The organism is Ensifer sp. Root954, assembly GCF_001429005.1.
Lineage (GTDB): Bacteria > Pseudomonadota > Alphaproteobacteria > Rhizobiales > Rhizobiaceae > Ensifer > Ensifer adhaerens.
In genome coordinates, this window is the sequence record NZ_LMJM01000023.1 from 136,505 (window position 1) to 149,364 (window position 12,860).

The following is a 12,860-nucleotide window of genomic DNA, read 5'->3' on the forward strand; positions in this document are numbered from 1 at the left end:
CTTGCCTGTCCTTACGCTGCTGTTGCCTGAAAATCACGCATAGGCAACAGCAACACGGGTGAGGAGAGGGGAATATTCTATGCAGTGCTGCAATTAGATGACGATAACCTTCGTGCCCACTTTCACGCGCTCGTAAAGATCGACAACGTCTTCGTTGCGCATGCGGATGCAGCCGGAGGAAACGGCATAGCCGATCGTCCAGGGCGCGTTGGTGCCGTGGATGCGGTAGAGCGTCGAGCCGAGATACATGGCGCGTGCGCCGAGCGGATTTTCCGGGCCGCCGTCCATGCGGGCCGGCAGGTAATGGCCCTTGGCCGCCTCGCGGGTGATCATCTCCTGCGGCGGCGTCCAGCTCGGCCATTCCGCCTTGCGAGTGACCTTGTGGGCGCCGGCCCATTCGAAGCCCGGCTTGCCGACACCGACGCCATAGCGCCGTGCCTCACCGTTGCCGGTCACCAGATAGAGGAAGCGGTTGTTGGTATCGATGACGATCGTGCCCGGCTTTTCCTTGCTCTCATAGGCGACCGTCTGCGGCAGGTACTGCGGGTCGAATTTCGATTTCACTGGCCGCTGGGCGCGCATGGCATTTGCCGGCTGGATCAGCGGATTGACGGCGCGGCGCTTGACCTGAGGTTTCGCGACCTGTCCCTGCTGATAGAACTGTTTTCGGGTGGCCTGCGGAATCTGCTGCCGGTAGATCACCTGCCGCGTGCGCGCCTGCTGTCCGCCGAGCTGCATCACCCAGGGGGCGGTGAGGTCGGGACTGACGACGACGGGCGGCCTGTTCTGATACCGGTCCTGCGCTCCGGCTGGGCCAGCCACGAGGGTTAGAAGAGAGGCGGCTATAAGAAGAGACTTTTTCAACATCGGACGGACTCGCTACCTTTCGCCGAAAATCACTGAAGGGGGCGCAGTCTGCCGGTGAGCGGAATGCTCGAACGGACGGGTTGCGCCTTGGCAATGGGGGCAATCGTGTCATTTGGAGGGCGACCGAATGGTAAACGGTGCCTCGTTAAAAGCCGATGGCGCCGATAAGGCTTTGGGTAGGGTTATCCGCTGCTTTAGGAATCTGGTTTGCAAATGGTAAAGGCAGGAAAATGAGCAGGATGGAGCAAAGAGGGCGATGACGGCCAAGGGCATTGTGATCGGTGAGGACGGATTTTTGCGTTGCGCCTGGCAGGGCAATCTCGACGATTATCGTCGCTACCATGACGAGGAATGGGGGCGCCCGGTCACCGACGACCGCCGGCTTTTCGAGAAGATCTGCCTGGAAGGTTTCCAGTCCGGCCTGTCCTGGCTGACGATCCTGCGCAAGCGCGAGGCGTTTCGCGCCGCCTTCGCCGGTTTCGATTTCGACGCGGTCGCAAAGTTCGGCGAAGCGGAAATCGAGCGTTGCCTTGCCGATACAGGCATCGTGCGTCATCGCGGCAAGATCGTCTCGACGATCAACAACGCGCGCCGCGCCCAGGAACTGAGGCAAGAGTTCGGTTCGCTGGCGGCCTATTTCTGGTCCTATGAGCCGCAGGCAGCCGAGCGTCCGCAGGTGGTGACCTATGAAGCGATCGTCGCCAATCCGACGACGCCGACCTCGACCCGCATTTCCAAGGATTTGAAGAAGCGCGGCTGGACCTTCGTCGGCCCGACGACGATCTACGCCTTCATGCAGGCCATGGGCCTCGTCAACGATCACATCGAAGGCTGCCACTGCCGCACGGTCGTCGAGGAGTTGCGTGGCAAGCTTGCAAGGCCCCAGGCCCGCGTCGCCTGATGAGTGCGCCCGTCGTCTGCCTGACGACGGGTGTTTGCCGGTGGCGTTGGGACTGCGGGTTCAGCCGCCGTTCTTGGCGAGCCACGCCTTCATCGTCCTGATCTCGCCTTCCTGCGCCTTGATGACCTCTTCGGCCAGCTTGCGCAGCGTTTCGTCCTTACCGTATTCGAGCTCCACCTTCGCCATGTCGATCGCGCCCTGATGGTGGGCGATCATGCCGCGCACGAAGTCGATGTCCGCCTTGCCGGTGTAGGTGATGTCCATGTCCTTGTGCATGCGGGCATTGGCTTCGGCGAAGGCTTTGCTCGAAGGCGAATTGTCGCCCTTCGGCATCGCGGTTTCGGTCGCTCCATGGTGCATGCTGCCGTGTCCGGACTCCTCTGCCAACGCAGGAAAGCCGAGGCAGGCGGAAAGCGCGAGGGCGGCGATCAGCGGTTTCAGCGACATGGTGTTTCCTTCCTTATCTGATGTCTCGTGCCAAGAGGCCGGCCGTGGCCGGCTTCTTGGCACTCCATCAATCTAGGGAAGGGGTGGCTGCGGATTCAACCCGTCCGTTCAGGCGTCAAGCGCCGGACGATCGCGCGGAAAGGCGAAAATGCCCTGCAGCATGTTTTCGCCGGTGGACGCGTCGAGCGACGACCGGCCGACGCAGAAAAGCTGTGCCGCCTTCAAACTTGGCAAGCGCACGAGCGCCGTGAAGCAGAACGAAGACGGCGACGCGGTTGCCTGCTCGAGGATGTTGAGCACTGTCACGCGATCCCGGCTGTCATAGGCACGCACCAGATCGACGATGCCGCAGGAGCGGTTGGAAGCGCCAAGCAGGGCGGCGGTTCGCTCGCCCAGATGAAAGACGCCGCTGGCCAGATCGCAGCGCCATGTCTCCACGAAATAGTCGCTTTCATCGAGGTGGTCCATCCAGGCCGAATGCGCCCCGAGGTGCCCGGGTTGGATGGCTCCCGAGCCAGGTGTCATGAACCTCAACATGATGCCCTTCTTCTCGCCGCGCGGACGTGATGTCTCGTTACCGGAGACCGCCACTGCCGCAAGGCGCTTCGATGCGTTGTTTGCCATTGAAGTGTTTTCCCGATGCAGTCATTGCATCGAAAACTCGTTTGTAGGTACTCGGCACTTGGCCGCGAAGATAGACGATCATCGGTGCAGCCGGAACGTCGCCGATCGGTCAGGCGATAAACTTTTAGTGATTGCATATCGTCTAATGCGCCTTGTGGTTGAGGTCAAGTCCTCCCCGACGCGTCGCGATGGTGCGTGTCGATCCCGATGACGCGAAGCACACCCGTGCTAGGCTTTGACGCAAAGCGCCGGCGCATGGCCCGGGCGAACGCTTTGCGCGGTGCAAACCCTTGCCGCCCCCCACTTGATCCGATAGGGAAAGCAGCCAACAAGAGACAGTCCGGAATGCTCCCATGACCGAGAAACAGAAGAAACCGCAGAAGCTCAAGGCGCGTCTTCCGCGCGGCTTCGTCGATCGCTCCGCTGCCGATATCCGCGCGACGGACGAAATGATCGGCAAGATCCGGGCGGTCTACGAGCATTATGGTTTCGACCCGGTCGAAACACCGCTGTTCGAATACACCGATGCGCTCGGTAAGTTCCTGCCCGACAGCGACCGGCCGAACGAAGGCGTCTTCTCGCTGACCGATGACGACGATCAGTGGATGTCGCTGCGCTACGACCTGACGGCGCCGCTCGCCCGTCACGTCGCCGAGAACTTCAACGAGATCCAGCTGCCGTTCCGCACCTATCGCGCCGGCTACGTCTTCCGCAACGAGAAGCCTGGCCCGGGCCGCTTCCGCCAGTTCATGCAGTTCGATGCCGACACCGTCGGTGCCGCCGGCGTCCAGGCGGACGCCGAAATGTGCATGATGATGGCCGACACCATGGAAGCCCTTGGCATTGCGCGCGGCGACTACGTGATCCGCGTCAACAACCGCAAGGTGCTCGACGGCGTCATGGAGGCGATCGGTCTTGGCGGCGACGACAAGGTCAATGCCCGCCTGACGGTGCTGCGCGCCATCGACAAGCTCGACAAGTTCGGCCCCGAAGGCGTCAGGCTCCTGCTCGGCGAAGGCCGCAAGGACGAAAGCGGCGACTTCACCAAGGGTGCGGGCCTCAATGGCGAGCAGATCGACAAGGTCCTGTTCTTCGTCGGCATCCAGAATTATGCCGAAAGTGCCGACGAACTGGCAGCGCTCGTTTCAGGCACCGCCAAGGGCGGCGAAGGTGTCGAGGAACTCAACACCATCCGCAGCCTGGTCCTGAGCGCCGGCTACGAGGCTGACCGCATCAAGATCGACCCCTCGGTCGTGCGTGGTCTCGAATATTATACCGGCCCCGTCTTCGAGGCCGAGCTGCAGTTTGCCGTCACCAACGAGAAGGGCGAAAAGGTCGTCTTCGGTTCGGTCGGCGGTGGTGGTCGCTACGACGGTCTCGTGTCGCGTTTCATGGGTCAGCCGGTCCCGGCGACCGGTTTCTCGATCGGCGTTTCCCGCCTTATGACGGCGCTGAAGAACCTCGGCAAGCTCGGTGCATCTGACGTGCTCGCGCCTGTTGTCGTCTGCGTCATGGACCGCGACATCGAGGCGATGGGCTATTACCAGCGTTTCGTGCAGCAGCTCCGCCATGCCGGGATCCGCGCCGAAATGTACCAGGGCAACAAGAAGAACTTTGGCGATCAGCTGAAATATGCCGACCGCCGTGGCTCGCCGCTCGCCATCATCCAGGGTGGCGACGAGCGCGCCGCCGGTGTCGTGCAGATCAAGGATCTGATCGAGGGCAAGCGCCTGTCGGGTGAGATCGAGGACAATGCGGCCTGGCGCGAGGCGCGCGTGGCCCAGGTTTCCGTGCCGACGGCCGAACTGGTCGAAAAGGTACGCGAGATGCTGGCGGCACAGGCCGAGGATCGGGCAAGGGGCTGACGACTATGGCCCTCATCAATCTGCCCGCCTTCGCCGATGCGCTGCTTGCCGACTTCGAAAGCCTCGGCGCGCTGCGTGTCGACACTCCGGTGATCCAGCCGGCCGAGCCTTTCCTCGCCATGGCCGGCGAGGATCTGCGCCGCCGTATCTTCATGACCGAGAGCGAGACCGGCGAGAGCCTGTGCCTGCGGCCGGAATTCACCATTCCCGTCTGTCTCCGACATATCGAGGCGGTGACCGGGACGCCGAAGCGCTATGCCTATCTCGGCGAGGTCTTCCGCCAGCGCCGCGAAGGCGGCAACGAATTCTACCAGGCCGGCATCGAGGATCTTGGCGACACCGATACGGCGGCAGCCGATGCGCGCGCCGTCTCTGACGCGATGCGCATCGTCGCCAACCGGGTGCCGGGCCGGTCTCTCAGCGTGACGCTTGGTGACCAGGCCGTGTTTGAAGCCGTCGTCGGCGCCTGTGGCCTGCCGGCTGGCTGGCAGAAGCGGCTGATCCACGCCTTCGGCGACCAGAAGCACCTGCAGAAGCTTCTGACCGAGCTCGCCCATCCGCGCACGGTCGGCGTCTTCGGTCCTGAAGTCGTGCGGCTGTCGATGGACGGCCTGCTCGAAGACGAGGACCGTCTCGTCGCGCATGTCGCCGCAACGATGGAAGCGACCGGCTATTCGACCAACGCTAGCCGTTCGCCGCAGGATATTGCGCGCCGGCTGAAGGAGAAGATGGAACTGGCGAACACGCGGCTCGACCGCAGAACGCTGGATCAGGTCGCCGCGTTCCTGGCGCTCGACGTGCCGCTTGCCGATGCGCCGGCCGCACTCTTCGCTTTCGCGCAGAAATCCGGCCTCAAGATCGATGACGCGCTCGCCCGTTTCGATGCCCGCGTCGCCGCACTTGCAAAGACAGGTTCCGACATCGGCGCCATTCGTTATCGAGCGGCCTTCGGTCGTCCGCTCGACTATTACACTGGCCTCGTTTTCGAGGTTGAGCTTGCCGGAACGCATGCCGTTCTTGCCGGCGGCGGCCGCTTCGATCGGCTGCTGACCCTGCTCGGCGCCCGCGAGCATATCCCGGCCGTCGGCTTCTCGCTCTGGCTCGACCGCATCGAAAAGGCGATTGCCTCTGAAGGAGGCGCCCAATGACCATCACTATCGCCTTGCCGTCCAAGGGGCGGATGAAGGATGACGCCTCGGCGATCTTCGAACGCGCCGGCCTGAAGATCGTTGCCGTCGGCAACGACCGCTCCTATCGCGGCCGCGTCGAAGGTGCTGATGATGTGGAGATTGCGTTCCTTTCGGCGTCGGAAATCTCGCGCGAGCTCGGCAACGGCTCAATCGATTTCGGCGTAACCGGCGAAGACCTGGTGCGCGAGGGGCTTGCCAACGCCGATGCGCGCGTCGAGTTCTGCGCCCGTCTCGGCTTCGGTCATGCCGACGTCGTCGTCGCGGTGCCTGAGGTCTGGTACGACGTCGACACCATGGCCGACCTTGGCGACGTTGCCGCCGATTTCCGTGCCCGCCATGGTCGCCGTCTGGCGATCGCCACCAAGTACTGGCGGCTGACGCAGAACCATTTCTCGGGCAGCCACGGCATCCAGCTTTACCGCATCGTCGAAAGCCTCGGGGCGACCGAAGGCGCGCCGGCCTCTGGTTCCGCCGACATCATCGTCGACATCACCTCGACCGGTTCGACGTTGAAGGCAAACCACCTGAAGATACTCACCGATGGCGTGATCCTGCGTTCCGAAGCTTGCCTGGTCCGGGCGCGCAAGGCGGCTCACGACGGCGATCCGGTCGTGGCACGGATTATCGCGGCCGTTCGTAGCGTCCTTTGACGCTGCGAACGGGGCAGGCGCGGTCTTGACGATCCCGCCGGTTACAAAAATAAAGTAGGGCCCTCAAAAGGCGCGCCCTCCGCTCCTATGTAAGTCTGCGTGCGGCGTTTCTGCCGCTTCCCGCTGTTCCGTTCCAGGAGACCTTCATGGCCGATCTGTCCGCCTTTCCGATCACCAAGCGCTGGCCGGCGAAAAACCCTGATATCATCCAGCTCTATTCGCTGCCGACGCCGAACGGCGTGAAGGTTTCGATCGCGCTCGAAGAGCTGGGCCTGCCCTACGAACCGCACCGCATCGCCTTCGATACCAATGACCAGAAGTCGCCGGAGTTCGTCTCGCTCAACCCCAACGGCCGCATCCCGGCGATCATCGATCCCAACGGCCCGGATGGAAAGCCAATCGGGCTGTTCGAGTCCGGCGCGATCCTCATCTATCTCGCTGAAAAGACCGGCAAGCTGCTGGCTGCCGACGCGGCCGGCCGCTACGAAACGATCGCCTGGGTTATGTTCCAGATGGGCGGCGTCGGTCCGATGTTCGGCCAGTTCGGTCACTTCTTCAAGTTCGCCGCCGACAAGGTCGCCAACAATTCCTACCCCGTCGAGCGCTACCGTGACGAAGCCAAGCGGCTGCTCGGCGTGCTTGAAACCCGCCTTGAAGGGCGGCAATGGCTGATGGGCGACGATTACACGATCGCCGACATCGCCACCTATCCCTGGGTCGAAGGCGCGCGCAGATTCTATGGCGGTGCCGAGGTCCTGGATTACAAGAGCTTCCCCAAGGTGATGGCCTGGGTCGAGCACGGCCTGTCGCGCCCGGCGGCTCAAAAGGGCATGGACGTGCCGCGCAAGGAATAGCAAACGGCGTGGCCTGTGCCAGAGTTGACGAAGCTCGGGTGGAAGGTTAGGCCTTGTTGTACAGATGAATAAAGGCAGGTGGAAAGCGTGTCCGGAAGGCTTGTTGTTGTCGGTGGCGGTCAGGCCGCCTTTGCTCTGGTTGCGAAGCTCCGTGCGCTCAAGGACGAGCGGCCGATCACCATCGTCGCCTCCGAAGCAAGCCTGCCCTATCAGCGCCCGCCGCTCTCCAAAAAGTATCTCCTGCGCGAGATGAGCCTCGACCGCCTGCTCTACCGGCCGGAAGCCTGGTACGGCGAGCACGCTGTCGACGTGCGCCTCGAAACGACCGTGATCGGGCTCGACCGGGCCGGCAAACACGTGACGCTCAGCGATGGCACATCGCTCGACTATGAAGTGCTGGCCTTTGCAACCGGCGCCACGCCGCGCCGGCTGCCGGCCTCGGTCGGCGGCGATCTCGAGGGTGTCTTCGTCGTTCGCGGCTTCAGGGATGCCGACCGCCTTGCCGAGGAGATGAAGCCCGGCCGTCTCGCGCTCGTCATCGGCGGTGGCTACATCGGTCTTGAAGCGGCAGCCGTCGCGCGCACCTGCGGCCTGGACGTCACGGTCATCGAAATGGCCGACCGCATCCTGCAGCGTGTTGCCTCCTCGGCGACGTCGGGGCTCGTGCGCGACATTCATCGTGGTCGCGGCGTCGATATTCGCGAGGGTACCGGTCTCAACCGCCTCGTCGGCGACAATGGCCGTGTCACCGCGGCGGAACTCTCCGATGGTTCCACCTTGCCGGTCGATGTCGTCATCGTCGGCATCGGTGTGACCGCCAACGACCGCCTGGCCCACGACGCCGGGCTCGAAACCGCAAACGGCATCGTCGTCGACGCGCATGGCCGCACCTCCGATCCGGCGATCTTCGCGATGGGTGATTGCGCCGTTCTTCCCTTCGAGGATCTGCGAATCCGGCTGGAGTCGGTGCAGAATGCCGTCGATCAGGCCGAAGCGGTCGCGGCGATCCTTGCCGGCAGTGATGCCCCTTACGATCCCAAGCCCTGGTTCTGGTCGGACCAGTACGACGTCAAGCTGCAGATCGCCGGCTTCGGGCTCGGCCACGACGAAACCATCGTCAGGCCCGGCCAGCGCGAAGGCAGCGTATCGGTCTGGTATTTCCGGCAGGGGCGCCTGGTGGCCGTCGATGCGATCAACGACGCCAAGGCCTATGTGACCGGCAAGAAGCTGCTGGAGAGCGGCATCAATCCTGACCGAGCCGTCATCGCCGATCCCCAATCCGACCTCAAGGCGCTGCTGTCGCAAGCATAGGCGGCGAACCACGCCAGGCGGCGCTTTTTGGCAGGCTGCAACTTGAAGGCGGCGTGGTTTCAAAATTCGTTAACGACGAAACTATTGTCTTGCTGGGCAATTGCCCGGCAGAGCCTCGATTTATCACTTCCTTAAATCACCTGACGCCAACACAGGCAGCTTAAGTGGAGGCGAGAGGTCTCGTTTCCCGACAGAATTTGATTTAGGCGATTGGCGATGTTCAAGGTTCTTACATGCCTGGTGGTAGAGCATAATCCCAGACTGGTCGTTTTGGCCGCACTTGTGTGCTTTCTCGCGAGTTACGGAGCAGTAACGCTGCTGCAGCGCGCCCGCGGCTCCTCGGGCAAGGCAAAAGCGATCTGGGCGACAGCCGCCGGCATCGCCAGCGGCTTCGGCATCTGGGCGACCCACTTCATCGCCATGCTCGCCTATGATCCCGGCGTCGTCCTCGGCTACCAGATGGATCTCACCGGCCTGTCGCTGGCCGTTGCCATTATCCTCACCACGACGGCCCTATTGATCGCGACCCATGTTCAGGACCGCCTCGGCTGGATTGCTGGCGGCTTCGTTCTCGGCGGCGGCGTCGCCTGCATGCATTTTCTTGGCATGGCGGCGCTCGACGTGCCGGGCAGCATCCGCTGGAATGCGGCACTGGTCGTCGCCTCCGTGGTCGTCGGCTCGCTGTTTGACATCGCCGCCCTGCGCACGATCGCCAGTGTCGGCAAGCCGCTGAAGGCGAAGATCCTTGCCACCCTGCTGATGACGCTCGGGATCGTCGCGTTGCATTTCACCGCCATGGGTGCGGTCACGATCGAGGCCGATCTGCTGACGCCGGCCCATGCGGGCATGATCCAGCCGCATCTGCTTGCCTTCGTCATCGCCGGCACCGCCTTCTTCCTGCTGTCGATGGTGCTGATCGCCGCCGGCTTCGCCCATCATGCCGAGCTTTCCGCCGCTGCTGCCGAACGGGAATTCGCCCGCTTCGTGCGCAGCGTGAAGGACTACGCGATCTATATGCTCGACACCGACGGCCGCGTCGCCAGCTGGAACGCCGGCGCCGAGGCCAACAAGGGCTATAAGGGCGAGGAAATCGTCGGCAAGAATTTCGCCTGCTTCTACTCGCAGGAGGATCAGCGTGACGGCGTACCGCAGCGGGCGCTCGAGGTCGCACTGGCCGATGGTAAGTACGAGAACGAAGGCTGGCGCTATCGCAAGGACGGATCCCGGTTCTGGGCTCACGTGGTGCTCGACCCCTTCATGGACGACGACGGCAAGCACGCCGGCTTCATCAAGATCGTCAAGGACATCACCAAGGCGAAGCTTGACGCCGACCGTATCGCCGAAGTCAGCAACAATCTCGATGTCGCGCTCGAAAACATGTCGCAGGGCATCTGCCTGTTCGACAGCAGCGACCGGCTGTTGCTCTCCAACCGTCGCTGCCGAGAGATCTTCGGCTTCTCCGAGACACTCGCCGGCAAGGGGCTGACCTTCCGCGAAATCCTCGATATCGTCTTTGCCCGCATCTACACAGATCCGGAGATGGCCCGGACCAAGGCCGAGGAGCTCTACCAGAAGCACCGGATCGAAATGGTCGGCAATGGCGGCGGCGATATCGTCGAAAAGCTCGTCAACGGCCGCTCGATCCTGACCAAGCATCGCACGCTGCCCGATGGCGGCTGGGTTAGCACCTATGAGGACATCACCGAGCGGCTCGACACCGAGGAGCAGATTACCTTCCTTGCCCGCCACGACAGCCTCACGGGGCTGCCGAACCGGCTGCAGTTCAGCAGCTATCTCGAAGAGGAGCTGGACGCGGCCGCCTGGTTCAACCGCAAGGTCGCCGTCATCGGCATCGACCTCAACAAGTTCAAGGAAGTCAACGATCTGCACGGTCACGCCGCTGGCGACTTCGTGCTGGTGACGATCGCCCAGCGCATGAAGGGCCTGTTGCAGGAGGGCGAGTTCGTGGCGCGCTTCGGTGGCGACGAGTTCGCGGCGGTCAAGCGCTTCGAGGAACTCTCCGAACTCAACGACTTCCTGCGCCGGATCGAGAAGAGCCTGCATGAGGAAATGCGCTTTGGCGATTTCGAGCTCAAGTCCGGCGGCAGCATGGGTGTCGCGATCTATCCGCAGGATGCCGAGACGGCCGACACGCTGATCAACAATGCCGACCTTGCGATGTACCGGGCGAAGGCCGCCCTCAACCAGACCGTCTGCTTCTACGAGGTGTCGATGGATGAAGCTGCCCGCCAGCGGCGCGCGCTTGCCAACGATCTCTGGGACGCGGTCGAGAAGAAGCAGCTTGCCTTGCACTACCAGGTGCAAAAGTCTGTGATGAGCGGCGCCGTCATCGGCTACGAGGTGCTCCTGCGCTGGAGCCATCCGGAACGCGGCATGGTGCCTCCGAGCGAGTTCATCCCGCTTGCCGAGGAATGCGGCGCGATCCTGCCGATCGGCGAATGGGTGCTGCGCGAGGCCTGCCGCGAGGCGGCGGGCTGGGAGAGCAGTCACAAGATTGCCGTCAACCTTTCGCCGGTCCAGCTTGCCAACGGCGACATCGTCAGTCTGGTTCAGGACGTGCTTGCCGACACGGGTCTCGACCCGAACCGGCTGGAGCTCGAAATCACGGAATCGACGATCATCGACGACAAGGAGCGGGCGCTGCTGACGCTGCGCCAGATCAAGGAACTGGGCGTCACCATCGCGATCGACGACTTCGGGACCGGCTATTCGTCGCTCGAGACGCTGCGCTCCTTCCCCTTCGACAAGATCAAGCTCGACCGGAGCTTCATGTGGGAAGTGGAAGGCAGTCCGCAGGCCAAGGCGATCGTGCGCGCCATTCTTGCGCTCGGCCAGAGCCTGTCCGTCCCTGTCCTTGCCGAAGGCGTCGAAACGCAGAAGCAGCTCGATATCCTGCAAGCCGAGGGCTGCGACGAGGCGCAGGGCTATCTGCTCGGTCGCCCGGCGCCGATCACGGTGCTCTTCACGGGCAAGGACGACGCGGCGGCAGCCTGAGCCGTACGTCCGCGTCTCTGTCGCACCCTTCACCGCAATCGCCCATGAGGCGGTCGCGGCGGCCATATGTGATCGAGGGTTCTCTACACCCAGGCCCGTGCGCGGGCAGGGGCGGGCTTACTGGCGCAGCAGCGCGCGACCCGCGACTTCCACGAGAAAGCGTGGAAAGAAAAAGATGCCGGTGATCATGCCGGAATAGCGCTGTTCGAGGCCGGAGGATTCTCCGATGCAGAATAGCGGCTGCTTCTGGCCGGACTCCTCGAGCGCGATCGTCGTCGAAAAGCAGAAAGACGAGCAACTCGTTGCCGCCTGTTCGAACAGTTCGAGCACGTGATTGCGATCGGCCGGATCGTAGCAGCGAACGAAGTTCAGAAGGCCGCACTCGCCGTCACGCAGGCCATGGATCGCGGCCGCCTTCTCGCCGAGCCGGAACAGGCCCGTCGACAGGTCGCCGGACCACCCCTCCGAGACGCAAAACTGCTCCATGAATTCATGATGCGGTAGGCCCGGATGCAGATGTCCCGAAGAGCCGAGGGGCGCGGAATTTGCTCTGGTGATCTTAAACACGGTCTACCCCAGCAGAGTTCCCGGAGCTGCCTTTGGCGCTCCAGGGAAACGCGTCCCAATGTGCAAACTGCGTCCGACATGACCAATACGAGAGCGCACGCCACGTGATGTGGGTGTTTTCTCAAGTAGAAAGGTCTATAGATGGTAGTGGATCTCGCCGGCGAACTTATTTCGAAGGAGAGTGTCGGCTTAATTTGCGATTAAATACTTTTATTCTTTAGGTGTAGTCTCGAAGAATTTCCGGATGGGCAGCGAATACGAAAAAGCCCCGGCGATTGCCTGTCTGCCTTAAGTGTGCCGCCCAGTCTCCCCTCAATCTTCGCTCACTTGGGGCGCTGTTATAGTTCGTTTTTTTTCGACTTCAACGGTTTTTTGAAGCCTGACTACAACCGATGGGTTTTTTCCTGCCGACTGTTCGGCAGATGCTCTCCGGCGATGAGTGGCATTGATAAAAAACAAGAAAGGCGACCCGAAGGCCGCCTTTCCGATCCGGATGGATCCTTGCAATAAGGCTGTCGCCATTATCACATCATGTCCATGCCGCCCGTTCAGCGCGCTTGACGCGCTGA

At 62.6% G+C, this 12,860-nt stretch carries 12 protein-coding genes; 7 read left to right on the forward strand and 5 right to left on the reverse strand.

Annotation, left to right across the window (positions count from 1 at the left end):
* Window positions 1-93 precede the first annotated feature (93 nt).
* Window positions 94-867, reverse strand: a complete 774-nt coding sequence (locus ASE71_RS14735; protein WP_034800946.1) for a L,D-transpeptidase — start codon at window positions 865-867, stop codon at window positions 94-96.
* A gap of 256 nt (window positions 868-1,123) precedes the next feature.
* On the opposite strand from ASE71_RS14735, the gene ASE71_RS14740 reads away from it, so the two are divergent.
* A complete protein-coding gene (locus tag ASE71_RS14740; protein WP_060516438.1) occupies window positions 1,124-1,768 on the forward strand; it encodes a DNA-3-methyladenine glycosylase I in 645 nt (214 codons plus the stop codon).
* A 60-nt stretch (window positions 1,769-1,828) separates the two neighbouring features.
* Here the strand turns inward: ASE71_RS14740 and ASE71_RS14745 are convergent, their stop codons facing one another.
* Window positions 1,829-2,215: a DUF305 domain-containing protein gene (locus ASE71_RS14745; protein WP_034800951.1), complete on the reverse strand. Its 387-nt coding sequence runs from the start codon at window positions 2,213-2,215 to the stop codon at window positions 1,829-1,831.
* Between the two features lie 108 nt (window positions 2,216-2,323).
* Window positions 2,324-2,752, reverse strand: coding sequence for a hypothetical protein (locus ASE71_RS14750; protein ID WP_060516573.1), 429 nt, complete (start codon window positions 2,750-2,752; stop codon window positions 2,324-2,326).
* Between the two features lie 440 nt (window positions 2,753-3,192).
* Here ASE71_RS14750 and hisS point away from each other — a divergent pair, with 440 nt between their 5' ends.
* From hisS to ASE71_RS14780, 6 genes are all read left to right on the forward strand, one after another.
* Window positions 3,193-4,704 carry a histidine--tRNA ligase gene (hisS, locus tag ASE71_RS14755; protein WP_060516436.1) on the forward strand — a complete coding sequence of 504 codons (1,512 nt, stop codon included), beginning with the start codon at window positions 3,193-3,195 and terminating at the stop codon, window positions 4,702-4,704.
* A 5-nt stretch (window positions 4,705-4,709) separates the two neighbouring features.
* Window positions 4,710-5,852 (forward strand): ATP phosphoribosyltransferase regulatory subunit, encoded by a 1,143-nt coding sequence (locus tag ASE71_RS14760; RefSeq protein ID WP_060516433.1) that lies wholly within the window; start codon window positions 4,710-4,712, stop codon window positions 5,850-5,852.
* Window positions 5,849-6,544: an ATP phosphoribosyltransferase gene (gene hisG, locus ASE71_RS14765; protein ID WP_043618363.1), complete on the forward strand. Its 696-nt coding sequence runs from the start codon at window positions 5,849-5,851 to the stop codon at window positions 6,542-6,544. The genes ASE71_RS14760 and hisG overlap by 4 nt, the downstream gene beginning before the upstream one ends.
* A 146-nt stretch (window positions 6,545-6,690) precedes the next feature.
* A complete protein-coding gene (locus ASE71_RS14770) occupies window positions 6,691-7,398 on the forward strand; it encodes a glutathione binding-like protein (RefSeq protein ID WP_060516431.1) in 708 nt (235 codons plus the stop codon).
* Between the two features lie 87 nt (window positions 7,399-7,485).
* A complete protein-coding gene (locus tag ASE71_RS14775; RefSeq protein WP_060516571.1) occupies window positions 7,486-8,709 on the forward strand; it encodes an NAD(P)/FAD-dependent oxidoreductase in 1,224 nt (407 codons plus the stop codon).
* A 216-nt stretch (window positions 8,710-8,925) separates the two neighbouring features.
* On the forward strand, window positions 8,926-11,724 hold the full coding sequence (locus ASE71_RS14780) for an EAL domain-containing protein (protein ID WP_060516429.1): 2,799 nt from the start codon (window positions 8,926-8,928) through the stop codon (window positions 11,722-11,724).
* Window positions 11,725-11,841: 117 nt separating this feature from the next.
* Here the strand turns inward: ASE71_RS14780 and ASE71_RS14785 are convergent, their stop codons facing one another.
* Complete coding sequence (locus ASE71_RS14785; RefSeq protein WP_034800963.1) at window positions 11,842-12,291, reverse strand: hypothetical protein; 450 nt, start codon at window positions 12,289-12,291, stop codon at window positions 11,842-11,844.
* Window positions 12,292-12,603: 312 nt separating this feature from the next.
* Window positions 12,604-12,860: hypothetical protein (locus ASE71_RS36620; RefSeq protein ID WP_210178861.1), on the reverse strand; the 257-nt coding region annotated here is incomplete at its 5' end.

What these genes read in the sequence shown, in the direction of transcription:
- ASE71_RS14735 (WP_034800946.1), bottom strand. Translation starts at nt 867, where the DNA reads ATGTTGAAAAAGTCTCTTCTTATAGCCGCCTCTCTTCTAACCCTCGTG.
- ASE71_RS14740 (WP_060516438.1), top strand. Translation starts at nt 1,124, where the DNA reads ATGACGGCCAAGGGCATTGTGATCGGTGAGGACGGATTTTTGCGTTGC.
- ASE71_RS14745 (WP_034800951.1), bottom strand. Translation starts at nt 2,215, where the DNA reads ATGTCGCTGAAACCGCTGATCGCCGCCCTCGCGCTTTCCGCCTGCCTC.
- ASE71_RS14750 (WP_060516573.1), bottom strand. Translation starts at nt 2,752, where the DNA reads ATGTTGAGGTTCATGACACCTGGCTCGGGAGCCATCCAACCCGGGCAC.
- hisS (WP_060516436.1), top strand. Translation starts at nt 3,193, where the DNA reads ATGACCGAGAAACAGAAGAAACCGCAGAAGCTCAAGGCGCGTCTTCCG.
- ASE71_RS14760 (WP_060516433.1), top strand. Translation starts at nt 4,710, where the DNA reads ATGGCCCTCATCAATCTGCCCGCCTTCGCCGATGCGCTGCTTGCCGAC.
- hisG (WP_043618363.1), top strand. Translation starts at nt 5,849, where the DNA reads ATGACCATCACTATCGCCTTGCCGTCCAAGGGGCGGATGAAGGATGAC.
- ASE71_RS14770 (WP_060516431.1), top strand. Translation starts at nt 6,691, where the DNA reads ATGGCCGATCTGTCCGCCTTTCCGATCACCAAGCGCTGGCCGGCGAAA.
- ASE71_RS14780 (WP_060516429.1), top strand. Translation starts at nt 8,926, where the DNA reads ATGTTCAAGGTTCTTACATGCCTGGTGGTAGAGCATAATCCCAGACTG.